Here is a 24038-nt window from a genome sequence, read left to right as displayed (position 1 = left end):
GACACGAGCTGAAGGCTCGATTATAGCGGGTCGCGCACGGGGTCACGGATGGGTGAGCATCGTATCTTCCGCACGGCCGGCAACGGCCGTCTGCGGCGGGTTCGGCACAGGTGCCGGGTCGTGGACGTGGCGATCGATCAGCCAGTCGGTGATCGCGGCGCCGGCCCACATGCTCCACAGCGTGACCCACGCGGTCACCGCGAACACGGCCGCGCCCGACACGCCGGCGCCAACCGCGCAGCCGCCGGCGAGCATGCCGCCGAAACCCATCAGCACCGCTCCGGCGATATAGCGGCGCATCGCGCGCCCGCCCTGAAAGCCCTCGAGCTTCAGCTCGCGTGCGAGCCAACCCGCGATGAACGATCCGACGAACACGCCTGGCACCATGCCGGTGTCGAAACTGACCGATTGGCCGACCGGAGACAGCACCCGCATCAACATGTCGGCCGACGGGCCGGTAAACGACAGACTCTTGATCGGCGTCGGTTCGAAGGTCAGGCCCGACAGCCGGAACGTGAACCACCATGCGACCGCGATCGCGACACCGGCGGCGATACCGCCGATCCAGCCCCATGGTGCGACTCTGTTGCGCAGCGCGAACCAGGCGCCTGCGAGCAGCCACGCCAGGCCGAAGATCACGCCGCCGCCGTTGCCGATGCCGACCACCGCGAGCAGGTTCCGCCCGGTTCCGCCATCGATGGTCCACCATGACCCGATCGCCTCGCGCAGCGGGGCGAGCGCACCGCCCATCGAAGCCTGCGCGGCGACCGCGAAGATCAGTCCGGACAGCAATGCACGCAGGTTGCCGTTCGCGGCGAGCACCAGCAGCCGGCTGGCACAGCCGCGTGCCAGCACCATGCCGGAACCGAACAGCAGGCCACCGATCAGCGCACCCGACAGGCTGCCCTGGCTCGACAGCTGACGTACGTTGGCCGTGTCGAACTGGCCGGACAGGGCCAGCAACTGCGTGACGACGATCGCGGCCGAAAACGCGAGCAGCCACACCGCGAGTTTGGGACCGAACTGCCCGCGCGCCACCTCGACGCTGGCCGCGCGCAGGCAGAACTTCGAGCGCTGAGCAAAGAAGCCGAACAGCGCGCCGATCAACAATCCGCCGAGCGCGAGGGTTCGGTCCTCGCCCAGCGTTTCGATGATGTCAATCAGATCGGGCATTGCATTCTCCTGCCCGTGTGGGATGGGCACGATCTATATTAGTAGATCAGAATGCATGAAAGGGAAAGCAGTTTCATTGATCGCGCTCAACGGACCGGCATGCACCGGCCGCCTCCCCGTTACCGCATGCCGGCTCAGTCCTCGAGCTTGCGGCGCAGGATCTCGTTGACCTGGGCTGGATTGGCCTTGCCGCGGCTGGCCTTCATGACCTGTCCGACCAGCGCGTTGAAGGCCTTGTCCTTGCCGGCACGGAATTCGTCGACCGACTTCTGGTTGGCGGCAAGAACCTCGTCGACGATGGCCTCGATCGCCCCGCTGTCGGTGACCTGTTTGAGGCCCTGCGCGGCTATGATTCGATCCGCGGCATCGATACCGGTTCCGCCTTCGCCGTTCCACAGCGCGTCGAAGACCTTCTTCGCGATGTTGTTCGAGATCGTGTTGTCCGCGATGCGCCGGACCAGGCCGGCCAGTTGTGCCGGCGTGACCGGTGAGTCGGCGATGTCGAGCTCCGCCCGGTTCAGGCGTGCGGCGAGATCGCCCATGACCCAGTTGGCGCAGGGCTTGGCCTGCGCGGTCCCGGCCGCGTCGACCGTCGCCTGGTAGTAGCCGCCGATCTCGCGCGACGCGGTCAGTGTCGCGGCGTCATAGGCGGACAGGCCGAAATCGGCGATGAAGCGCGCCTTCATCGCCTGCGGAAGCTCGGGCATCTCGCCGCGCACCCGGGTTATCCAGTCAGGTGCGATGACCAGCGGCAACAGGTCGGGGTCGGGAAAATAACGGTAGTCGTGCGCGTCTTCCTTGGTGCGCATGACCCGGGTCTGGCCGCTGTCCGGGTCGAACAGCACCGTGGCCTGCTGGATGCGGCCGCCGTCTTCCAGGGTTTCGATCTGCCACTGGACTTCGTAATCGATCGCCTGCTGCAGAAAACGGAACGAGTTCAGGTTCTTGATCTCGCGCCGCGTGCCCAGTGCTGCGCCCGGACGGCGGACCGATACGTTGGCGTCGCAACGAAACGAGCCTTCCTGCATGTTCCCGTCGCAGATCTCGATCCAGCGCACCAGCGCGTGCAGGGCACGCGCATAGGCGACCGCCTCGGCCGAGGAGCTCATCTCCGGCTCCGACACGATCTCCAGCAGCGGCGTGCCGGCGCGGTTCAGGTCGATGCCGCTCATGCCGCGGAAGTCCTCGTGCAGGCTCTTGCCGGCGTCTTCCTCGAGATGGGCGCGGGTCAGGTTGACGGTCTTCTCGTAGCTGTCGTCGCCTTCGCCGACCCGGATCGTGATCGAACCGCCGGACACGACCGGCAGTTCGAACTGGCTGATCTGGTAGCCCTTGGGCAGATCGGGATAGAAGTAGTTCTTGCGTGCGAACACGCTCTTCGGCGCTACTCGGCCCCCGATCGCGAGACCGAATCGGATCGCGCGCTCGACCGCGCCACGGTTGAGCACCGGCAGTACGCCGGGCAGCGCGATGTCCACCGCGCAGGCCTGGCGGTTGGGTTCGGCGCCGAATGCGGTCGAGCCGCCGGAAAAGATCTTGGAGACGGTGTTGAGCTGGGCATGGACCTCCAGTCCGATGACCACTTCCCAGTCGTTTCTGCTCATGTGTTCGGCCTCTTTCGGGCGGCGGGTTCAGGCTGCCAGTGCCGGCCGGCGCAGATGCCAGTCGGTGGCCTGCTGGAAGCGGTGCGCGGTGGCGAGCAGCCGCGATTCATCGAAATAATCGCCGATCAGTTGCACGCCCACCGGCAGCGTGTCCGCCCCGAAGCCGCAGGGGTGCGAAAGACCGGGCAGGCCCGCTAAATTGACCGCGATCGTGTAGATGTCGGACAGATACATCTGCACCGGATCGTCGGTCTTCTCGCCGATCGCCCACGCGGTGCTCGGGCTGGTCGGACCGGCGATGACGTCGCAGGTCTCGAAGGCGCGGCGAAAGTCCTCCGCGATCAGCCGGCGCAGCTTCTGCGCCTGCAGGTAATAAGCATCGTAATAGCCGTGGGACAGTACATAGGTGCCCACCAGGATGCGGCGCTTGACCTCGGCACCGAAGCCCTCCGCGCGGCTCTTGCGGTACATGTCGTCCAGATCGGTGTAGTCGGCCGCGCGGTGCCCGTAGCGAACGCCGTCGAAGCGCGACAGGTTGCTCGAGGCCTCGGCCGGCGCGAGCACGTAATAGGCCGGAATCGCGAGCTTCGCGTTCGGCAGCCCGACCGCGACCGTGGTCGCACCCAGACGCCGGTATTCGTCGAGCGCGGCCTCGACCGCAGCACGCACGTCGTCGGCCATGCCTTCGCCGAAGAACTCCTGCGGCAGCCCGATGCGCAGGCCGGCGAGGGGCCTTGCGCCACCTGCGTCCGACGGCAGCGAACCGGCGTAGTCCTCGGCCGGCCGTTTCAGGCTGGTCGAGTCGCGCGGATCGAATCCGACGATCGCCGACAGCATCAGCGCGCAGTCCTGAGCCGACGCGCCGAACACGCCGGCCTGATCGAAGGACGACGCGTATGCGATCATGCCGTAACGACTGGCCACGCCGTAGGTGGGTTTGATGCCGGTCACGCCGGTCAGGGCGGCGGGTTGGCGCACCGAGCCGCCGGTGTCGGTACCGGTTGCGGCCGGCACCAGGCGGGCCGCAACCGCGGCGGCCGAGCCGCCGCTGGAGCCACCGGGCACCCGGCCGGTATTCCACGGGTTGCGCGCCGGACCGAAATGGGAATTCTCGTTGGAAGAGCCCATCGCGAACTCGTCCATGTTGGTCTTGCCCAGCATCACGGTGCCGGCCGCCTTGAGGAGCGCGACGACGTGGGCGTCGTAAGGGCTGACGAAGTCGGACAGCATCTTCGACCCGCAGGTTGTCAGAATCCCCTCGGTGCAGAACACATCCTTGTGCGCGATCGGGATCCCGGTCAGAGGACCAGCCTCGCCCGCGGCGATACGTGCGTCGGCGTTGCGGGCCGCCGCCAGCGCCCGGTCACGGTCGATGGTGATGAATGCGTTGAGGGCCGGATCGAGCTGTGCGATGCGGTCCAGGAACAGCGTGGCGAGCTCGACGCTGGACGTCTTTCCAGCGTCCAGCGCCGCGCGCAAATCGGTCAGGCTGGCGTTGATCATGTGGGCGGACAGGCTCGGTCAGGGAAGGGGGGCGCGGAGGTCGGATGGAGGCGCTGGGGCCGCCCGCTCATTCGATGACGCGAGGAACGAGATAGAGGCCTGCCTCGGTCTGCGGCGCGATCCGCTGGAAGGCCTCACGCTGGTCGGTTTCGCTGACCGCATCGTCGCGCAGACGCTGCGCGACGTCCTGTGGATGGCTCATCGGCTCGACCGCACGGGTGTCCACGGCCTGCATCTGTTCGATCAGGCCGAAGATACTGTTCAGCTTGTCACGGGTGGCCTCGGCATCGCCATCGGTCAGCTCGATGCGGGCGAGCCCGGCGATCTTTTGGACGTCTTCGATCGATAGCGACATACGTTTACAAATGCGCTTAATCCGTAAAGCGTTGTAGGTTATCATAAACGCTTTCGCCTGTTCGGGCGGGATACCTCAGCTCGTCTGCAGCTCATCTACACCGGTTTTCGGAATTACCCCATGTTTGGTTTTCTGCGTTCCTATTTTTCCAGTGATCTGGCAATCGATCTGGGCACGGCCAATACCCTCATCTACGTCAGGGGCAAGGGAATCGTGCTCGATGAGCCGTCGGTGGTCGCGATCCGCACCGAAGGGGGTCCGAACGCCAAGCGCACGATTCAGGCGGTCGGTACGGCTGCCAAGCAGATGCTCGGCAAGACGCCTGGCAACATCAATGCCATCCGGCCGATGAAGGACGGCGTGATCGCCGACTTCGTCGTCACCGAGCAGATGATCAAGCAGTTCATCAAGAAGGTTCACGATTCGCGGATGTTCTCGCCGAGTCCGCGCATCATCATCTGCGTACCCTGCGGATCCACGCAGGTGGAGCGTCGCGCGATCCGCGACGCCGCGCTGGCGGCGGGCGCAAGCCAGGTCTTTCTGATCGAGGAGCCGATGGCGGCTGCGATCGGCGCGGGATTGCCGGTGTCGGATGCGACCGGTTCGATGGTCGTGGACGTCGGCGGCGGCACCACCGAGGTCGGCGTGATCTCGCTCGGCGGGCTCGTCTACAGCGGTTCGGTGCGCGTCGGCGGTGACAAGTTCGACGAAGCGATCATCAACTACATCCGCCGCAACTACGGCATGCTGATCGGCGACACCACCGCCGAGAACATCAAGAAGGGTATCGGCTCGGCCTTTCCGGGTTCGGAGGTGCGCGAGCTCGAGGTCAAGGGGCGCAACCTCGCCGAGGGCATTCCGCGCAGCTTCACGATATCGAGCAACGAAGTGCTCGAGGCGGTCGCCGAGCCGCTCAATCAGATCGTCTCCTCGGTCAAGATCGCACTCGAACAGACGCCGCCCGAACTCGGGGCAGATATCGCCGAGCGCGGCATCGTGCTGACCGGGGGTGGTGCCTTGCTGCGCGATCTCGATCGCCTGCTGATGGAAGAGACCGGTCTGCCGGTTTTCGTCGCCGACGAGCCGCTGACCTGCGTCGCGCGCGGTTGCGGCATGGCGCTCGAGAAGATGGATGCGCTCGGCTCCATCTTCGCGTCGGACTAACGGGTAGTGCGGCCGGAGGCGGATGATTCGGTTCATCCGCTTTCACCGCGAGTCCACCGATGTCCCTGGCAGGTCACCAGTCACCGCCGTTTTTCAAGCGTGGCCCCACGCCGTTTGCGCGCCTGCTCGTGCTGGTGGTGGTCTGCCTCGTCATGCTGGTCGCCGATCTTCGCTACCGCTATCTCGAGGTCGTGCGTCAGGCGATCTCGGTCGTCACGCATCCGCTACAGCTCGCCGCGGCCGCGCCGGTGGATTTTCTGCGAAACGCCGGCGTCTATTTCGCGACCCTGGTCGAGGTGCAGGTCGAGAATGCCGAACTCAGGCGCCACCAGCTCGAGGCCGCGCAGCGCCTGCTGCGCTTCGAGCACCTTGAACGTCAGAACGAGGAGTTGCGGCGGCTGCTGGTGATGTCGCGCTCGCTGACCGTCCACAGTCTTGCGGCCGAGATTCTGTACGATGCGCCGGATCCGTTCGCACGCAAGGTGATCCTCGACAGGGGAACCCATCACGGCGTTGTCGCCGGTCTGGCGGTGGCCGACGCGCGCGGCATGATCGGCCAGGTGACCCGGGTCTATCCGATACAGGCCGAGGTCACGCTGATTACCGACAAGGAGCAGGCAATCCCGGTCCAGGTTGAGCGAAACGAACTGCGCGGCGTGCTGGTCGGTGGTGGCAAGGGTTTGCTGGAAATGCGCTTCGTGACCGCCGGATCCGACATCCTGCCCGGCGATCGTCTGGTCACGTCCGGACTGGACGGGATCTTTCTTGCGGGACTGCCGGTCGCACGCGTGGTTAGCGTGGAGCCCGATGGCGAGGTTTTCCTGAAGGTGTTCGGCGAGCCCCTGGCGCGGGTGGAGCGGGCGGCTCAGGTGCTGGTGCTCGGGCGCGCACAGCCGGCCGCGCCGGTTCCGCGCCCGTCCGACGCAGTCGATGTGTCGGCCGACACTGCCCCGGAACCGCAGCCCGAGTAGATCATGCAGCCCACCCATCGATCCAACCGAATCCTGCAGCCTGCCCGGACCTGGTTCATTTATGCGAGCCTCTTGGCGGCGCTGGGCTTGATCTACATTCCGACCGGACGACTGCCGGGCGTGCCCGACTGGGTCGCGCTGGTCCTCGCCTTCTGGTGCATGCGCGAACCGCTCAGGGTCGGCATGGGCACTGGTTTCATGTTCGGCCTGTTGGTCGACATCGGCCATGGCGCGGCCATGGGCCAGCATGCGCTGGCCTATGTCGTGCTCTGCTACCTGGCCGGGGCCATGTCGCGGCGGGTGCTGTGGTTTTCCGCCATGCAACAGGCGGTGCATGTGTTGCCGATCCTGCTGTTTGCGCAGCTCATCATGGTGGCGGTTCGCCTGCTCGGCGGGGCGGAGTTTCCGGGCTGGTGGTATTTCGGTTCCAGCCTTTCCGGTGCACTATTGTGGGCACCGCTCAGTTTCCTGCTGTTACTGCCGCAGTATCAGCCGGTAGAGCGCGACGACAACCGACCGATCTGATGCGGCCGATTCTGCGTACATGACCGAATTTCGACGCCCGGAAGAGGCACTCTGCGCATTGCGCCGCCGCGTGGTGGTCTCGATGCTGTTCGTCGTGATGTGTTTCGGTCTGCTCGCGGCGCGCTTCTACTACCTGCAGGTGGTCAAGTTCGACTACTACCATGCGCGGGCCGAAGGCAACCGGGTCGCGGTGCTGCCGGTGGTCCCCGGTCGGGGCGAGATTTTCGACCGTAACGGAGAACTGCTGGCGCGCAACTACTCGGTCTACACGCTCGAGATCAATCCCGCCCGGGTCAGGCAGCTCGACGCGACGATCGACGCCTTGTCGCGCATCATCAGCATCGAGGAGCGTGACCGACGCCGTTTCCGTCGCCTCGTGCTCGACACCAAGTACTTCGAAAGCGTACCGATCCGTACCCATCTGAGCGACGAGGAAGTGGCCCGCGTGGTCGCCCGCCTTTATCAGTTCCCGGGTGTCGAGGTGCAGGCGAGACAGTACCGGGACTATCCGACCGGCCAGTCTGCCGCCCATGTGGTCGGCTATATCGGGCGGATCAACGAACGGGATTTGCAGCGCATCGACGAGCGCGGCGAAACCGCGAACTACCGCGGCTCGGAGTACATCGGCAAGAGCGGGCTCGAATCGAGCTACGAGGCCGAGTTGCACGGAACGACCGGCATCGAGCAGGTCGAGATCAACGCGGGCGGCCGGGCGGTGCGGCTGATGTCGCGGACCCCGTCGGTATCCGGCAACAATCTCGAACTGACGCTGGACATGGGTCTGCAGCGCGCGGCCGAGACTGCGCTCGGTGATCGCCGCGGGGCGGTGGTCGCGATCGAGCCCTCGACCGGCGGCGTGCTGGCCCTCGTGTCCACGCCGTCATTCGACCCCAATCTGTTCATCGACGGCATCTCGGTGGCCGACTGGCGCGCGCTGAGCGATTCGCCTGAGCATCCGCTGCTCAACCGCGCGCTGTACAGCGCGTATCCGCCGGGCTCCACCTTCAAGCCCTTCATGGCGCTGGCCGGCCTCGAGAGCGGCCGTCGCACGGTGGACCAGCGCTTCAACGGCCAGGGGCTGTTCACCTTCGTCGGTCACCGTTTTGTCGACCGCAAGTCGAACTGCCAGAACAATGTGGACCTGCACAAGACGCTGGTCTACTCCTGCAACACCTACTACTACCAGCTGGCTCATGAACTGGGCATCGACGCGATCGCGGATTTCATGCGGCCCTTCGGTTTCGGCCAGCGCACCGGCATCGATGTGCCCGGCGAAGCCTCCGGTGTGCTGCCGTCACCGGCGTGGAAGCGCGCCCGCTTCTCGTCGCGCGAACATCAGACCTGGTACGGCGGCGAGACGATCTCGGTGGGCATCGGTCAGGGCTATAACGCCTACACGCCGCTGCAGATGGCCAACGCGCTGGCGGCCATGCTGAACCGTGGCGAGATCTACCGGCCGCACGTGGTGCGCCACGTCGTGGATCCGGTCACCGGAGAGCGGCGTCCGGTCGAGCCGGAGCCGGTCGCGCGCATTCCGTTCGATCAGCGCAATTTCGACGCGGTGATAGCGGCCATGGTGGAAGTCAATGTCAAAGGCACCGCAGCGAGGGTATTCAAGGACGCCGCCTATTCGTCAGGTGGCAAGACCGGCACCGCGCAGGTGTTCTCGCTCAGGGGCCAGCGCTATGTCGAGGGCGATGTCGCCGAGCGGCTGCGCGACCATTCCTGGTTCATCGGTTTCGCCCCGGCCGAGAATCCGACGATTGCGCTCGCGGTCCTGGTCGAGAACGGCGGTTTCGGCTCGCAGTCCGCGGCACCGATCGCGCGCCAGGTGATGGATTTCCATGTGCTCGGCAAGCCGATCGAAGTGCCCGTGGATGAAATCGACGAGCGGCTGGCTGCCGAACTGGAACAGTGAGCGCGACGTGAGCAACTGGCGACTCCACCCCCTGATGCTGATCCAGGCGGGACTGCGTCCGATCGATCCGTTTCTGTTGCTGGTCCTGACCGGTCTGCTCGGATTCGCGTATGTGCTGATGACGAGCGCCTCGCCGGAGCGCCTGCCGACGCTGCAGATTCACCTGGTCGCCGGTTTGGGCACGATGTGGGTTGTGTCGCTGATTCCGCCCAAGCGGCTGCTGTCGCTGGCCGTGCCGCTCTACGCGGTGGGCGTGTTGCTGCTGGTCGGGGTCGTCCTGTTCGGCGACACCTCCAAGGGGGCCAAACGCTGGCTGGATCTGGGCGTGGCCCGCATCCAGCCGTCGGAGCTGATGAAGATCGCGGTGCCGCTGATGCTGGCCTGGTATTTCCAGCAGCGTGAGGGCACGATCCGCTTCGGGACCTTCGTCGTCGCGACCGTGCTGCTTGCGGTGCCGCTCGGGCTGATCGTGATCCAGCCCGATCTGGGCACCAGCCTGCTGGTGGCTGCGGCCGGGCTTTACGTGATCTTCTTCGCCGGCCTGTCCTGGAAGCTGATCGTGCCGGTGGTCGTGCTGGGCATGGTCGGCATCGGCGCGATCGTCGGATTCGGCGACATGCTGTGCCAGCCGGAATTCGACTGGCGGATATTGCGTGAGTATCAGAAGCAGCGGGTATGCACCCTGCTCGACCCGACCCAGGATCCGCTCGGAAGGGGCTTCCACATCATCCAGTCCACGATTGCGATCGGTTCGGGCGGGCTGCTCGGCAAGGGCTGGCTGGACGGAACGCAGACGCACCTGGCGTTCATTCCGGAGCGCCACACCGATTTCATCTTCTCGGTGCTCGCCGAGGAGTTCGGCCTGATCGGGGCGCTGGTCCTGCTCGGCGCCTATTTGCTGCTGATCCTGCGCGGGTTCATCATCACCGCGCGCGCACCGACGCTCGCGACCCGTTTGCTTGCCGGTGCGATCACGATGATCATTTTTACCTATGCCTTTGTTAACATGGGCATGGTCAGCGGTATCCTGCCGGTGGTGGGGGTGCCCCTGCCGTTTGTGAGCTACGGCGGCACCGCACTGGTGACACTGTGCATCGGGATGGGTATGCTGATGAGCATAGAGCGCAGTCGTGTGGCTGCGAAGGAATGATGCGTGTGAAAAAGTACTCGGGATGTGATGGGGACGATTCGCACGGTCGCGATGTGGGCGTGACCGGTCTCCGGCACCGTTTGTACGGTGCGTGCGGCGGCCAGGCGGGTGGGATTGCGATCGCATTGCTGCTGTCGCTGGTGCTCAGCGCCTGTGGCGGCAAGGCGCCGCGTGTGTCCGACAGCGGTCCGGCCGCAGTCGCGAGCACCGCCGCGGCCAGCGGCGGTTCGAGTCGTGGCGGGGCCTACTACAAGGACGACGGCCCGCATGACGTCGTGCCGGCGAATCTGGACGACATCCCGGATGCGACGCCGCGTATCGAACCCCTGCATCGACCGGCCCTGCGGCCGTACACGGTACTCGGCCAGAGCTTCGTGCCGATGACCGAGCTGCGCCCGTTCTCGCAGCGCGGGCATGCGAGCTGGTACGGCCGTCGTTTCCACGGCAATCCGACGTCCAATGGCGAGCGCTACGACATGTACGCGATGACCGCGGCGCATCCGACCCTGCCGATCCCGAGTTATGTACGCGTGACCCATCTCGGCAACGGCCGCTCGGTGATCGTGCGCGTGAATGACCGCGGCCCCTTCCTGCGCGGTCGCATCATCGATCTTTCCTATGCCGCCGCGCACCGACTCGGCTACATCAACAGCGGCAGTGCGCATGTCGAGGTCGAGACAATCACCCATCGCGACATCGAGGTCGCGATGGCGCGCGGCGTCCTGGCGGTGCCCGGTCTGGCCGCCGGCACTGCGATCGCACAGGCACCGCCCGTGCCCTCCGGGCCGACTCAAAGGGCGCCACCGCCCCGGTTCATGCAGGTCGCCGCACTGGATCTTGGCCCCCAGCCGATGCGGCCGCCGGTCGCTTCCGCTGATCCGGCGCCGGCTTCAGTCGCTGTGCCGTCCTCGGTCCAGGTGATTCCGGTCGCTGCGCAGGAGGAAGGCGCCTACCTGCAGCTCGGGGCGTTCTCGACCCCGGCCAACGCCGAGACGCTGGTCGAGCGAATTCGCAGCGAACTGGCGGTGTTCGCCGACCGGTTGCAGCTGCTCGACGACGGCGGGCGTTATCGGCTGCAACTCGGCCCGTTCGCGTCGGCCGATCATGCCCGCGTCGAAGCGCAGCGGATCGGAACCCTGCTCGAGCTGCAACCGTTCGTGGTCGTTCGCTGAACCGTACGGTCCGTCGGCGGTCTGCCATGTGCTTGGGTCGCCGCTGAGCGTTCAGCCGGTACAATGACGCACTCCCTCACTCCGCCCCTTTGAATTGACTCTCCTATGCGCTTTCTGATCACCCTGCTCCTCGTCGTCTTCTCGCTCAACGCCTCGGCCCAGACGCCGCCGGCGCCGTCACTGGCCGCAAATGCATGGTTGCTGCTCGACCACAATACCGGTCAGGTCCTGACCGCGCACAATCCGGATGAACGCATCGAGCCCGCATCGCTGACCAAGCTGATGACCGCCTATGTCACGTTTGCCGCGCTGAAGGCGGGCACGATCAGTCTCGAGCGGGAAGTGCCGGTGTCCGAGAAGGCCTGGAAGATGATCGGTTCGCGCATGTTCATCGAACCCAGGAAGGCGGTGACCGTTGAACAGCTGATCCGAGGCATGATCATCCAGTCGGGCAACGACGCCTGTGTCGCGCTGGCCGAGCTGATCGCCGGCTCGGAGGAGGCCTTCGCCCACCTGATGAACCGCGAGGCCGAGCGTCTCGGCATGCGCAACACCCATTTCACCAACTCCTCGGGCCTGCCCGATGACCGGCTGTACACCACCGCCAACGACCTCGCGCTGCTCGCATCCGCGCTGATTCGCGATTTTCCCGAGTTTTACACGCTGTATTCCGAGCGCGAGTACACCTACAACGATATCACGCAGCCCAATCGCAACCGCCTGCTGTGGCTGGACCCGACCGTGGATGGCATGAAGACCGGCTACACGCGTGCAGCCGGCTACTGCCTGGTGTCTTCCGCCCTCAGGGGGCCGCGCCGACTGATCTCGATCGTGCTCGGATCGGAGTCCGAGACGATCCGGGCGCAGGAGTCCCTGAAGCTGCTCAACTATGGTTTTCAGTTCTTCGACACCGTGCGCCTCTACACCGCCGGGCAGGACCTGTCGCAGTTTCGCGTGTGGAAGGGCAAGGTCAACGAGGTGTCGGTCGGCTTCACCGAAGACTTCGTGATCTCGCTGCCCAAGGATCAGTCCCAGCGTGTCGAGGCTGCGCTGACCAGCAACCAGCCGGTCATGGCGCCGATCCAGCAGGGACAGCCGATCGGTGTGCTGGCCCTCAGTCTCGATGGCCGCCTGCTCGGCGAATATCCGGTCGTGGCGCTGGCGGACGTCGAGGTCGCCGGATTCTTCGGGCGTCTGTGGGACGCACTGGTGCTGTGGATCAAGAGCCTGTGAGTCGGAGATGAGTCAGCGCGAGACCCTGATCGAATTCCCGTGCGACTTTCCGATCAAGGTCATGGGCGCCCGCGTCGAGGGCTTCGCACAGACCATCGTCGAGGTCGTGCTCAGGCACGATCCGACCTTCGACCCCGCGTCAGTCGAGATGCGGCCGTCGAGCAAGGGCAACTATCTGTCGCTGACCTGCACCGTCCGTGCGGTCTCGCAGGGGCAGCTCGATGGGCTCTATCGCGCACTGAGCGGCCATCCGCTGGTCAAGGTGGTGCTGTGACGGTCTCGCCGGCGAGCGCATTGTCTACCGCAGCCGATGTCCACGCCGCGCAGACCCCGCTCGAAGTCGAGGGGCGGTCCGGGCTGCTGGCGGTGCGTCGTCTCGGCCGGGTCGAATACGAACCCACATGGACCGCGATGCGTCGGTTCACCGACGCCCGCGACTCGGCGACGCCCGACGAGATCTGGCTGCTGCAGCATCCACCGGTCTACACGCTAGGCCAGGCGGGCAGGCCGGAACACCTGTTGCGCGATGGCGGCATCCCGCTGGTGAAGATCGACCGTGGCGGACAGATCACTTACCACGGGCCGGGTCAGCTGGTGGTGTATCTGCTGATCGATCTGGCGCGACGCAGGCTCAAGGTCCGCGAGCTGGTGTACCTGATGGAACAGGCCCTGATCGATTGTCTGGCCGACTACGGACTCCATGCCGAACGCCGCGTGGGCGCCCCGGGCGTGTATGTCGCCGAGGCCAAGATCGCCGCCCTCGGCCTTCGCGTTCGAAACGGCTGCAGTTATCATGGTCTGGCCCTCAATGTCGATATGGATCTGACGCCGTTCACGTGGATCAATCCCTGCGGTTACGAGGGCCTGAAAACCGTCCAGCTCGCGGAATTCGGCGTGTCCGTGAGTGTCGAAGAGGCGGGTGAACGACTGCTCGATCACCTTTGCCGGCTGTTGCCGCCGGTGACGACGCACCCCTGAGAACAGAGAACGACCTGAAAAAGAGTAAAAAATGGAAACAACAACGCGCAAGCAGCGCGGCGCCGACAAGACCGCCCGCATCCCGATCAAGATCGTCCCGGCCGAGCGCCTGAAGAAGCCGGACTGGATCCGCATCAAGCTCGGCGCCGGCGACGAGGTCGAGCGCTTCAACGAGATCAAGGCCACGTTGCGCGAGCACAAGCTGCACACCGTGTGCGAAGAGGCGTCCTGCCCGAACATTCACGAATGCTTCGGCAAGGGCACCGCGACCTTCATGATCATGGGAGACATCTGCACCCGTCGCTGCCCGTTCTGCGACGTCGGTCATGGCCGCCCGGAGCCGCTGAACCAGAACGAACCGGCCGATCTCGCCAGGACCATCGCCGCGATGCGCCTGAACTACGTGGTCATCACCAGCGTCGATCGCGACGATCTGCGCGACGGCGGTGCCCAGCATTTCGTCGAGTGCATCCGTGCCACTCGCGAAGCCTCGCCCGGAACCCGCATCGAGGTCCTGGTGCCGGACTTCCGCGGACGCATGGAGATTGCGCTGGAGATCTTCGACCAGGCCCCGCCGGACGTGATGAACCACAACCTCGAAACCGTACCCCGGCTGTACCGGCAGGCCCGACCGGGTTCGGACTACGCGTATTCGCTTAAGCTGCTGCAGGAGTTCAAGCGCCGTCATCCGGACGTGCCCACCAAGTCCGGCCTGATGGTCGGCCTGGGCGAGACCGATGAAGAGATCCTCGAGGTGATGCGGGACCTGCGCGCCAATGATGTCGAGATGCTGACCATCGGCCAGTATCTGCAACCGTCGCCCGGTCATCTGCCGGTGCTGCGCTACGTCCATCCCGACGTGTTCAGGATGTTCGAAACCGAGGCGCTGAAGATGGGCTTCAGGAACGCGGCCTGCGGGCCGATGGTGCGGTCCAGCTACTGGGCCGACCAGCAGGCGCAAGGCGCCGGGGTGGTGTAGTGACGGCGCCTACGGCGGTGTTACGCCTCCGTAAGGTGTCCGGAGCAGGCACGCACACCCGCGTCAGCGGAACATCCGCTCCTCGCGCTCGTGCCGCTCCTGCTCCTCGATGCTGAGCGTGGCGGTCGGTCTGGCTATCAGCCTGCGCAAGCCGATCGGTTCGCCCGACACTTCGCAGTAGCCATAAGTGCCGTTGGCGATCCGGTCGAGCGCGCTGTCGATCTTGTGGATCTGTTTGCGCTCCCGGTCGCGAATGCGTTGCTCGAGCACTTGCTCCTCTTCCTGCGTCGCGCGATCGGCCTCGTCCGGCGTGGCCGCCGTTTCCTGCAGATGGGCGATCGTGGACTGGCCGTTCTCGAGCAGCTCGTCGCGCATTCGCTGCAGCATCGAGCGGAAGAAGTCGAGTTGCGTGGCGTTCATGTAGTCGCTGTCGGGCATCGCCAGAATCTCTTCCGCGCTTGGGCCGGACGTCTCCGAAGGGTTTTCTTTCATCATTCTCGACCACTCCTGAACAAGGTCCGCAAAATCATTATGGGCCATGAGCGGACGGATCCTCGCGGATTCCGACGCTTGTCGTCGCCGGCCATGGCATGTCGAACAGTGCTGCCCGCCAGGCCCGCCGTTCATTGCCCGACCGGACGATCCGGGCATTCGCCCATCGTCCGGCGGTGCTGTCCGGGTATTTGAGCCCGACCCGCACGACTTGTCCACCAGAAACGTCACAAGACGGTAGGATTGAGCCCCTCGTTCCCGTCGCTTCGCCTTCCGGTACGACGCTCCGGTGCTTCGACTCCGATGCGACCTGTCGGTCCGCGACCCGGTTCAGCAGCCCGAGACCCGCATCGAAGAGGGCGTGACCGCGGAGCGTTGCCGTGCTTCAGCAGGCGGGCGCGCAGGCGTGTGAGGTTCGCGTCCGGCCATTCTTGCCGGACTGGATAGGATGTCCGAATGAAGATCGCAATTATGGGTGGCGGCGTGGTCGGAGTGACCACTGCCTGGTACCTTTCCGGCAAGGGTCATGATGTGGTCGTTTTCGACCGGCAACCCGGCCCGGCCCTGGAAACCAGCTTTGCCAACGGCGGGCAGATCTCGGTCTCGCATGCGGAACCGTGGGCCAATCCGCGCACACCGCTGAAGGCGTTGCGCTGGCTGGGCCGCGAAGACGCGCCGCTCTTGTTCCGACTGCGTCCCGACCCGGCGCTGCTGGCATGGACGGCCGGTTTTCTGCGCGAGTGCCTGCCGTCACGTACGCGGACCAACATCCGTCGCATCGTCGAGCTGGCGCTGTACAGCGAACAGGAGCTCAAGCGCCTGCGCGCCCGCCTGGCGAGCGACGGCGAACCGCTGGCCTACGATCAGCTGGAACGCGGCATCTTGCACATCTATACCGATGCGGACGAATATCGCCATGCGGTCGACGCGGTTGCGACGCTGCGCGAGCTGGGCTGCGACCGTCGCGTGGTCTCGGCCGACGAATGCGTCGCGATCGAGCCGGCCCTGTCGGCGATTCGCGGCCAGCTGGTGGGCGGGGACTTCACCGCTGCGGACGAATCGGGCGACGCCCGGGCGTTCACGACCCAACTCGCCGAGCGCTGTCGACTGCGCGGCGTGCAGTTCCGCTATGGCACGACCGTGAGCGCAATCAACGAGAGCGGCGGGCGGATCACATCGATCACGACGCTGCAGGGTGACACCGAGGTCGCCGACGGCTTCGTCGTCGCCATGGGCAGCTACAGTCCGCTGCTGCTGCGCCCCCTCGGCATTCGGCTGCCGGTCTATCCGGCCAAGGGCTACTCGGCCACGATCCCGCTGTCCGAGGACAGCGTCGCCCCGGTCACGAGCATGACCGACGATGCGCACAAGCTGGTGTTCTCCCGGCTCGGGAACCGTCTGCGCGTGGCCGGGACCGCCGAGTTCTGTGGCTACGACCTGCGACCGAACCCTTCGCGCTCGGAGGCCCTGCTGCGTCGAACCCACGCACTGTTTCCGCAGCTCAGACCATCGGCCGAACCGGCCCTGTGGTGCGGCCTCAGGCCGGTCACTCCGTCCAGCGTGCCCTTCGTCGGTCGATCGCGCTACCCGAACCTGTGGCTCAATACCGGGCACGGCACACTGGGCTGGACCATGGCCTGCGGTTCGGGTGCGGCGCTCGGCGATCTGATCTCCGGCGACACGCCGGCGGTCGAGTTGAGGGGCTACGGCGAGACCTGAAGACCGGGTGCCGGGGCATGCCCGCTCGGGTACACTGTGCCTCCCCCAGCCTTCACCCAGGTCCGGCCGCCGCCCGCATGTCTGCCCATCTCAACCCACCGCAACGCGAGGCGATCCGCTATCTGGACGGACCCAGCCTGGTGCTTGCGGGTGCCGGCAGCGGCAAGACGCGGGTCATCACGCACAAGATCGCGTGGCTGATCGACCAGTGCGGCATCAATCCGAACAACATCGCCGCGATCACCTTCACCAACAAGGCGGCCCGGGAGATGCAGGAGCGGGTCGCCGGGCTGATGGGCGGGCGGGCGCCCAAGGGGTTGACCGTATGCACCTTCCACGCGCTGGGCGTGCGCATCATCCGTCAGGAGGCGGCACATTGCGGGCTGAAGCCGCAGTTCTCGATCCTGGACGCGTCCGACACGGTGCAGATCGTCGCCGACATCGCCGGTGATGCCGACAAGGGCATCGCCAAGCAGATGCAGTGGCAGATATCGTCGTGGAAGAACGCGATGATCACGCCGGAGGAGGCGGCGCAACTTGCGGAGAACGAACTGTCCAGCTCGGCCGCCGTCCTGTACAAGGAGTACGAGCGCACGCTGCGGGCCTACCAGGCGGTGGACTTCGACGACCTGATCTCGTTGCCGGTGCGGCTGTTGGATGAACACCCGGAAGTGCGCGAGCGATGGCAGAACCGGCTGCGTTATCTGCTGATCGACGAATACCAGGACACCAACCGCGCGCAATACCGGCTGCTGCGCCTGCTCGCCGGCGTGCGCGGCGCCTTCACCGCGGTCGGCGATGACGATCAGGCGATCTACGCCTGGCGCGGCGCGGACGTCGAGAACCTGAAGCTGCTCAAGCAGGACTATCCGGAACTGAAAGTCATCAAGCTGGAGCAGAACTACCGCTCGTCGGCGCGCATCCTGCATGCGGCCAATACGCTGATCGCGAACAACGAGAAACTGTTCGACAAGCGCCTGTGGTCCGAGCACGGTGCCGGCGAGCAGATCGTGGTGACCGCCTGCCGCGACGCCGAGCACGAGGCCGAGTCGATCGCGATGAAGATCTCGGCGCACAGGTTCGAGCAGCGCACCCGCTTTTCCGACTACGCGATCCTGTACCGTGGCAACCATCAGGCCCGGATCGTCGAGCAACACTTGCGCAATCAGAAGATCCCGTATGTGCTGTCGGGCGGCCAGTCCTTCTTCGACAAGGCCGAGATTCGCGACCTGATCGCCTATCTGCGCTTGATGGTCAACGAGGACGACGATCTCGCCTTCATCCGCGCGATCACGATGCCTCGCCGCGGTATAGGCGCCGCCACGCTGGAGGCGCTGGGCAGCTACGCCGGCCGGCGCCATGTCAGTCTGTTCGCCGCATGCTTCGAGGAGGGCGTGGTCCAGCATCTCAAGCCGCATCAGCTCGAACTGGTGCAGGCCTTCGCCGGCTTCATCAACCGGCTGCAGTACCGGGCGCCGCGCGAACCGGCCGCGCAACTGCTCGAAGACCTGCTCGCGGCGATCCGCTATGAGGCGTGGCTGTTCGAGCACCTCGACCCACGCGAGGCCGAGTCCAAGTGGAACAACGTGCGCGACTTCGTCGGCTGGCTCGGGCGCAAGGGCGAGGAGGACGGCAAGAACCTGATCGAACTCACGCAGACCATTGCGCTGATCTCGATGCTGGACAAGGAAGATCCGGATTTCGACGGCGTGCAACTCGCGACGCTGCATGCGTCCAAGGGCCTGGAGTTCAAGCACGTGTTCATGATCGGCGTGGAGGAAGGTCTGCTGCCGCACCAGTCCAGCATCGACGAGGACAGACTCGACGAGGAACGACGCCTGATGTATGTCGGCATCACGCGCGCGCAGCGCACGCTCAACATCACATGGTGCGAACGGCGCAAGGCGGGCAAGGACAGCCGCGTGTGCGAGCCGTCGCGCTTCATCGAGGAGATGGGCGAGGACGTGAAGATCCACGACCGCAAGTCCAACCAGCCGGTCTCCCGCGAGGATGGGCGTGCCCGGGCGGCCAACCTGTGGGCGATGCTCGAGGCGCGCGGCAAGTCCTGATGCGCGTGGGACGGGCCGAAGATGCGCACCCCGGTAGCTGCCGTGTGTCCGGAAAACGGGAAGGGTGACCAACAGCCACCCTTCTCGATCAATGCAGCATCGGGCGTCGTGTTTATTCGACCGGCGGTTCGGTGAAGTCCCCACCCGCGGTGTTCAGCAGATAGGCCACCGCACGCGCGACCTCGGTGTCGGTCAGGTCGGCGCCGCCACCCCGTGCAGGCATCGCACCCTTGCCGTTGATGGCCGACGTCACCATCGCGTCGAAGCCCTGCGCGATGCGGTCGGCCCAGTCCGCGGCGTCGCCGGTCTTCGGCGCTGCGAGCAGGCCTGCCGCATGGCAGCTGGTACACAGGGCCTGGTAGATCTCCGAACCGGTCCGGTTGCCCGCGGCCACCTGCACCCGCTGGAGCTCGATTCGCGCGACCGGCTGGATAAGGCTCGCGGTGCGCTCGACATCGACCTCGGGCGCCCTGCCGCAGCCGGCCATGACCGCGGCCGCGAGCAGACCGACAACAGGAAGCACAAAGCTGGAGTGCCGCCGGGCGGCAGGCTGAACACGGGTTTTCGACATGCTTGATCCTTTTGACTGGCCGGAGCGGAATCACGATTATAACGTCACAAAAACCTTTTTGTGCCGCAGTGCATAGACTTGCAGATAATTCCGGTATATCCTTTCGCGCCTTGTGTCGGATACATCCGTATCCGGCTGTCAAGCCCCCGCGCCCGTAGCTCAGCTGGATAGAGTACTGCCCTCCGAAGGCAGGGGTCGTGCGTTCGAATCGCGCCGGGCGCGCCATATAATCAAGGACTTAGGTTAAGTTACTCTGAGTCGTACGGAATGAGTACGGAAACAGAGTTTCGGGTTTAGACCTAGGTTCAAGAGCAGAGAACCGGCCTTGTGTCGGTTTTTTGTTATGGGCGGCCACCTTGGGGGGTTGTTTCCAGCATCGGAAAAAACCTCGTAGTCCTTTCCTTGCTTCAGGTTGTCGTGGCCCGCTCGGCAATTCTCAGGCTGGTCGTTTGATGTCAGCGGCTGCCCCCTGGAAACTTGGTCGAATTTTCTCCAAAGTTATGCCAAAAAGATATATAGCATTACCTATGGCTTAGTTATTTGCCTTAAACTGCGCCTTCCATTTTTAACCAGACGGAAGTCACAGAATGGCAAACAAAAAAATCGAGGATGTTGAAGGCATTGGTCCGGTCACCGGCGAAAAGCTGCGTAGCGCTGGCGTCAAGGATACAGACGGTCTGCTCGAAAACGCCCGCACGCCAAAGCAGCGCAAGGATCTGGCGGAAAAGGCCGGCTTGACCGACAAGCTGGTGCTGAAGTTCGCCAACATGGTGGACCTTTACCGGATCAACGGTGTTGGCTCCGAGTACGCCGAATTGCTCGAAGCTGCCGGCGTTGACACGGTGCCTGAGCTGGCCCGGCGCAATGCAGCCAACCTGACGACCGCGATGGCAGAAGTGAACGAGCAGAAGAAGCTGACCCGCCGTGTGCCGACGGAAACCGAAGTGACCAAATGGATCGCGCAGGCCAAGGAATTGCCGCGCATGCTCGAATACTGAGCGTTCTTACTTTCCGATCACGTCGCTGCCGGCTGGCGGCATGAATCAGAGCGACACCGCCGCCGGTGCAAGTTTGCGTTCGCCGCTCAGCAGGCGGATGGCAGCCAGCAGTTGGCCGACAATGGTCATTGACGAGACCCTCAGCCCCAGACTAAGAGCGCTGATTGTCAGCGCTTGCCTCGGCGTTCCAACTCGTTCATGACTCACCCAGTCTCAACACCGCATACACCGGCCGGTGGTCCGAGCTGATGTCCGGTCCCACCCCTGATTTGACCAGTTGCCACCCGGTGCTCGTCAGAACGTGATCGATCGGAATCACGGGGAGCACCATGTCGGCGCCAGTGTGGTTGCACGATTCAGCCCGTTGGCAGCGACTGGCCGCATGGCCGATGACTACGGACTTGCGTTGAGATCACCCGCGACGATGGCGGGAACCTCGACCGAACGCGCCCAGCGGGCTTCATCTGCGAGCATCTGAGCTCGCCGCTCGTGTTACAGCGGACTGATCGGCGGCATGGGATGGATGGCCGAGAGCGCGATCTGTTTGTCCTGCCAGCCGACGAAGGTCCGATGGCGAAGCGGCTGCTCAATGGATTCGAGTGCTTCGGTATCTCCGAGCGGATGTCGGGACAGCACCGCAAGACCGAATGGCCCTTCTTCTGGGGTCACGAGCTGGTAGGGATAGTCCTGCCACTGTTTGATGGTTTCTGCCGCCTCTCCATTGACCTCCTGGAGCACAAAAACGTCCGCACTGATGCTATCGACCCAACGGTGCAGGGCATCCAGATCCTTCCGTCCGAGGTGAAGGTTCGCACTCACGACGGTGAAGCTTTGCGTCATAGCGACCGCTGCAGTCGGAGCAGTCGCGCAAGCGGCCGCTGCCTCGTGGGGAGCTGACACTGGCACCGGCCTCGATTCCGCCGCCGGCGCTCACTTTGGCATAGACGCCGAAGACCGGCTCACCAAGTTGGCGCGCACTGGGTTCAGTGCGATGTAGCGATACACCGTCGGCAGGAAATCATTGCTTGTCGGTGACGGCCCCTTCCGACGCGCTCGAAACCAGTTTCGCGTATTTGGCCAGCACCCCGCGCGTGTAGAGCGGCTTCGGCTGGGTCCAGCGTGCCCGGCGCTCGGCGAGTTGGGCCTCGGGCACGTCGAGGATGATTTCGCGGGTCTCGGCATCGATGGTGATGGCATCGCCGTTCTCGATCAACGCGATCGGGCCGGCCTCGAAGGCCTCCGGGGTGATGTGTCCCACCACGAAACCGTGCGAACCGCCGGAGAAGCGCCCGTCGGTGATGAGTGCGACCTCCTTGCCAAGCCCCTTGCCCATCACCGCGGAAGTCGGCGAGAGCATCTCGCGCATGCCCGGGCCCCCCTTCGGCCCCTCGTAGCGGATCACGATGACGTCACCGGCGACGACCTCGCCGCCGAGGATGCCGGCCAGCGCCGCTTCCTCGCCGTGATAGACGCGCGCGCGGCCCGAGAACCGCAGCCCTTCCTTGCCGGTGATCTTGGCGACCGCGCCGGTGGGTGCCAGGTTGCCGCGCAGGATGACCAGGTGCGAATCCTTCTTGATCGGGTTGTCGAACGGGCGAATGATGTCCTGGTCAGCGGGATAATCGGGAACGTCGGCCAGATTCTCGGCGAGTGTCTTGCCGGTGACGGTCAGCGTGTCGCCGTGCAACATCCCGGCATCCAGCATGCGCTTCATCAGCGGCTGTATGCCGCCAATCGCGATCAGCTCGGACATCATGTAGCGGCCGCTCGGGCGCAGATCGGCGAGCACCGCGGTCGTCTTGCCGATCTCGGTGAAATCGTCCAGCGTCAGTTCCACGCCGACGGCGTGCGCCATGCCCAGCAGATGCAATACGCCATTGGTCGAGCCGGCCAGTGCGATGATGACGCGGATCGCGTTTTCGAAGGCCTTGCGGGTCATGATGTCGCGCGGCTTGATGTCGCGGGCGAGCAGTTCCAGCACCTGCTGACCAGCGCGAAAAGCGTCCGCACCCTTGTCGGTCGAGATCGCGTCCTGCGCCGAAGACCCCGGCAGGGACATGCCCAGGGCTTCGATGGCCGAGGCCATGGTGTTGGCGGTGTACATTCCGCCGCACGAGCCCGGTCCGGGAATGGCCGTCTCCTCGACATGCTTGACCTGCGCCAGGCTGAACTCCCCCGAGGCGTGCCGGCCGACCGACTCGAACACCGAGATGATGTCGGTGTGCCCGCTGCCCGGCCGGATGGTGCCACCGTAGACGAAGATCGATGGGCGGTTGAGGCGAGCCATGCCGATCAGGCAGCCGGGCATGTTCTTGTCGCACCCCCCCACGGCGACCAGCCCGTCGAAGCCTTCGCAGCCGACCACGGTTTCGATCGAGTCCGCGATGACTTCGCGCGACACCAGCGAATACTTCATGCCCTCGGTGCCGTTGGCGATGCCGTCGGAGATGGTGATCGTATTGAAGATCACCGCCTTGCCTCCCGCGGCGTTGGCGCCCTTCTCAGCCTCCTCTGCGAGTTTGTCGATGTGCATGTTGCACGGCGTGACGTTGGCCCAGGTCGAGGCGATGCCGATCTGCGGCTTGTTGAAGTCCTCGTCGGTGAAGCCGACTGCGCGCAGCATGGAACGCGCCGGGGCGGCCTCGACGCCATCGACCACTTTCGAGGAGTACTTGCGCATGTTTTCGGTGATTTTTGTCATCGTGATAGGCTCAGGTGGTCGCCCGAATCCTCGGGCATCTTGCGCGGACCAGACGACGCGTAGCTCTGGTTCCGCACCTCTTCGCAACCGGATCGTCGGGATGCGGTCGCATTCATATCGCCCTGACCATTATCAGCCATCAATCGTTCAAGGTTCCGTTGAAACACGACCTCGTGCGACCTGGATCAATGGGGTCGGAGTCATTGATCCCCTGGCGAGAAACGGCGACCAGCGCCTTTGTGCGGTGGCTGTTTTCATTAGCGACTAACGCCGATCAGGCTGGTTGGCTGAAACCGGGCGCAGCAACCGTTTACTCGGTGGTCAACGAGTGCGAATATACGGGTCTAGTTGACCATGTTGTCGCGAGTTGAACCGATGAACACCGCCGCGGTGCGGAAATCGGCCGGCTCGATCTCCGCGGTGCGAAGTTCGGCCGATTTTCGCACCGCGGCGGTGTTCATCGATTCGCCGCTGGCGCTGCGCACCGGAGACGCCCTGCATCTGGCCGTTGCGCACAGAACCGGGGCACGCCTGGCCAGTCTCGACCGTCGTCTCAACGAGGCGGCGGCCTTTCACCACCTTCCAAGTGAAGCCTTGCAAGGATGAGTGACGACCGCAGCGCAGTGGCGCATGGGTCCGATCAAGATCGCCGGACTCGGCTTCGAGCCTCGTCTGCGCGGCCAAGACGACATGATCGAGCTGCGCACCTCCTCGAGGCCTTCGGCGCTGCCGCTCAGACCGGGCGGCTACCCGCAATGATGAA

General features: G+C 64.8%; 23 protein-coding genes and 1 tRNA gene. 16 read left to right on the top strand and 8 right to left on the bottom strand.

Going from position 1 to position 24038, the window contains the following annotated elements; all coding sequences use genetic code 11:
• Window positions 1-42 precede the first annotated feature (42 nt).
• The 4 genes from ACKVEX_RS07900 to gatC all read right to left on the bottom strand — a co-directional run bounded on the left by ACKVEX_RS07900 (window position 43) and on the right by gatC (window position 4635).
• A complete protein-coding gene (locus ACKVEX_RS07900) occupies window positions 43-1173 on the bottom strand; it encodes a YeeE/YedE family protein (RefSeq protein WP_473215164.1) in 1131 nt (376 codons plus the stop codon).
• Between the two features lie 134 nt (window positions 1174-1307).
• A complete protein-coding gene (gatB, locus tag ACKVEX_RS07895; RefSeq protein WP_473215163.1) occupies window positions 1308-2777 on the bottom strand; it encodes an Asp-tRNA(Asn)/Glu-tRNA(Gln) amidotransferase subunit GatB in 1470 nt (489 codons plus the stop codon).
• A 27-nt stretch (window positions 2778-2804) separates the two neighbouring features.
• Window positions 2805-4280, bottom strand: a complete 1476-nt coding sequence (gene gatA / locus ACKVEX_RS07890) for an Asp-tRNA(Asn)/Glu-tRNA(Gln) amidotransferase subunit GatA (RefSeq protein ID WP_473215162.1) — start codon at window positions 4278-4280, stop codon at window positions 2805-2807.
• Between the two features lie 67 nt (window positions 4281-4347).
• Entirely contained in the window at window positions 4348-4635 is a 288-nt protein-coding gene (gene gatC / locus ACKVEX_RS07885) for an Asp-tRNA(Asn)/Glu-tRNA(Gln) amidotransferase subunit GatC (RefSeq protein WP_473215161.1), read from the bottom strand.
• 120 nt (window positions 4636-4755) lie between these two features.
• Here gatC and ACKVEX_RS07880 point away from each other — a divergent pair, with 120 nt between their 5' ends.
• From ACKVEX_RS07880 to lipA, 10 genes are all read left to right on the top strand, one after another.
• The gene (locus ACKVEX_RS07880) at window positions 4756-5799 is read left to right on the top strand and encodes a rod shape-determining protein (protein WP_473215160.1); all 1044 of its coding nucleotides are present in this window, start codon (window positions 4756-4758) and stop codon (window positions 5797-5799) included.
• 59 nt (window positions 5800-5858) lie between these two features.
• Window positions 5859-6770: a rod shape-determining protein MreC gene (gene mreC, locus ACKVEX_RS07875; RefSeq protein ID WP_473215159.1), complete on the top strand. Its 912-nt coding sequence runs from the start codon at window positions 5859-5861 to the stop codon at window positions 6768-6770.
• Between the two features lie 3 nt (window positions 6771-6773).
• Complete coding sequence (gene mreD, locus ACKVEX_RS07870) at window positions 6774-7295, top strand: rod shape-determining protein MreD (protein ID WP_473215158.1); 522 nt, start codon at window positions 6774-6776, stop codon at window positions 7293-7295.
• A gap of 19 nt (window positions 7296-7314) precedes the next feature.
• The gene (gene mrdA, locus ACKVEX_RS07865) at window positions 7315-9213 is read left to right on the top strand and encodes a penicillin-binding protein 2 (RefSeq protein WP_473215157.1); all 1899 of its coding nucleotides are present in this window, start codon (window positions 7315-7317) and stop codon (window positions 9211-9213) included.
• Window positions 9214-9220: 7 nt separating this feature from the next.
• Window positions 9221-10363: a rod shape-determining protein RodA gene (rodA, locus tag ACKVEX_RS07860; RefSeq protein ID WP_473215347.1), complete on the top strand. Its 1143-nt coding sequence runs from the start codon at window positions 9221-9223 to the stop codon at window positions 10361-10363.
• The gene (locus ACKVEX_RS07855; RefSeq protein ID WP_473215156.1) at window positions 10360-11535 is read left to right on the top strand and encodes a septal ring lytic transglycosylase RlpA family protein; all 1176 of its coding nucleotides are present in this window, start codon (window positions 10360-10362) and stop codon (window positions 11533-11535) included. The genes rodA and ACKVEX_RS07855 overlap by 4 nt, the downstream gene beginning before the upstream one ends.
• 105 nt (window positions 11536-11640) lie before the next feature.
• Window positions 11641-12768, top strand: a complete 1128-nt coding sequence (locus ACKVEX_RS07850) for a D-alanyl-D-alanine carboxypeptidase family protein (RefSeq protein ID WP_473215155.1) — start codon at window positions 11641-11643, stop codon at window positions 12766-12768.
• A gap of 7 nt (window positions 12769-12775) precedes the next feature.
• Window positions 12776-13042 (top strand): YbeD family protein, encoded by a 267-nt coding sequence (locus ACKVEX_RS07845; RefSeq protein WP_473215154.1) that lies wholly within the window; start codon window positions 12776-12778, stop codon window positions 13040-13042.
• 86 nt (window positions 13043-13128) lie between these two features.
• Window positions 13129-13746 (top strand): lipoyl(octanoyl) transferase LipB, encoded by a 618-nt coding sequence (gene lipB, locus ACKVEX_RS07840; protein ID WP_473215346.1) that lies wholly within the window; start codon window positions 13129-13131, stop codon window positions 13744-13746.
• A gap of 31 nt (window positions 13747-13777) precedes the next feature.
• Complete coding sequence (lipA, locus tag ACKVEX_RS07835) at window positions 13778-14725, top strand: lipoyl synthase (RefSeq protein WP_473215153.1); 948 nt, start codon at window positions 13778-13780, stop codon at window positions 14723-14725.
• A gap of 63 nt (window positions 14726-14788) precedes the next feature.
• On the opposite strand, the gene dksA is transcribed toward lipA, so the two are convergent.
• On the bottom strand, window positions 14789-15220 hold the full coding sequence (gene dksA, locus ACKVEX_RS07830) for an RNA polymerase-binding protein DksA (RefSeq protein ID WP_473215152.1): 432 nt from the start codon (window positions 15218-15220) through the stop codon (window positions 14789-14791).
• 453 nt (window positions 15221-15673) lie between these two features.
• Between dksA and ACKVEX_RS07825 the strand changes: the two genes are divergently transcribed.
• Window positions 15674-16936: a D-amino acid dehydrogenase gene (locus tag ACKVEX_RS07825; RefSeq protein WP_473215151.1), complete on the top strand. Its 1263-nt coding sequence runs from the start codon at window positions 15674-15676 to the stop codon at window positions 16934-16936.
• 77 nt (window positions 16937-17013) lie between these two features.
• Entirely contained in the window at window positions 17014-19005 is a 1992-nt protein-coding gene (locus tag ACKVEX_RS07820; RefSeq protein WP_473215150.1) for a UvrD-helicase domain-containing protein, read from the top strand.
• 112 nt (window positions 19006-19117) lie between these two features.
• Here the strand turns inward: ACKVEX_RS07820 and ACKVEX_RS07815 are convergent, their stop codons facing one another.
• Window positions 19118-19576 (bottom strand): c-type cytochrome, encoded by a 459-nt coding sequence (locus tag ACKVEX_RS07815; protein ID WP_473215149.1) that lies wholly within the window; start codon window positions 19574-19576, stop codon window positions 19118-19120.
• Between the two features lie 148 nt (window positions 19577-19724).
• Between ACKVEX_RS07815 and ACKVEX_RS07810 the strand changes: the two genes are divergently transcribed.
• Window positions 19725-19801: transfer RNA gene (locus tag ACKVEX_RS07810), tRNA-Arg, on the top strand.
• A 362-nt stretch (window positions 19802-20163) separates the two neighbouring features.
• Entirely contained in the window at window positions 20164-20574 is a 411-nt protein-coding gene (locus ACKVEX_RS07805) for a DUF4332 domain-containing protein (RefSeq protein ID WP_473215148.1), read from the top strand.
• A 492-nt stretch (window positions 20575-21066) separates the two neighbouring features.
• On the opposite strand, the gene ACKVEX_RS07800 is transcribed toward ACKVEX_RS07805, so the two are convergent.
• Together ACKVEX_RS07800 and ilvD are read right to left on the bottom strand one after the other, a co-directional pair.
• Window positions 21067-21414: an endonuclease/exonuclease/phosphatase family protein gene (locus ACKVEX_RS07800; RefSeq protein WP_473215147.1), complete on the bottom strand. Its 348-nt coding sequence runs from the start codon at window positions 21412-21414 to the stop codon at window positions 21067-21069.
• 178 nt (window positions 21415-21592) lie between these two features.
• The gene (gene ilvD, locus ACKVEX_RS07795) at window positions 21593-23275 is read right to left on the bottom strand and encodes a dihydroxy-acid dehydratase (protein WP_473215146.1); all 1683 of its coding nucleotides are present in this window, start codon (window positions 23273-23275) and stop codon (window positions 21593-21595) included.
• A gap of 375 nt (window positions 23276-23650) precedes the next feature.
• Here ilvD and ACKVEX_RS07790 point away from each other — a divergent pair, with 375 nt between their 5' ends.
• Together ACKVEX_RS07790 and ACKVEX_RS07785 are read left to right on the top strand one after the other, a co-directional pair.
• The gene (locus ACKVEX_RS07790) at window positions 23651-23881 is read left to right on the top strand and encodes a PIN domain-containing protein (protein WP_473215145.1); all 231 of its coding nucleotides are present in this window, start codon (window positions 23651-23653) and stop codon (window positions 23879-23881) included.
• Window positions 23882-24034, top strand: a complete 153-nt coding sequence (locus tag ACKVEX_RS07785; protein WP_473215144.1) for a hypothetical protein — start codon at window positions 23882-23884, stop codon at window positions 24032-24034. It abuts the gene before it with no gap.
• Window positions 24035-24038: the final 4 nt, after the last annotated feature.

Source organism: Denitraticella aggregata, assembly GCF_048158365.1.
GTDB lineage: Bacteria > Pseudomonadota > Gammaproteobacteria > Burkholderiales > Rhodocyclaceae > Azoarcus_F.
The sequence above is the reverse complement of the archived record's forward strand: the minus strand, read 5'-3'. Positions and strand labels throughout refer to the sequence as shown.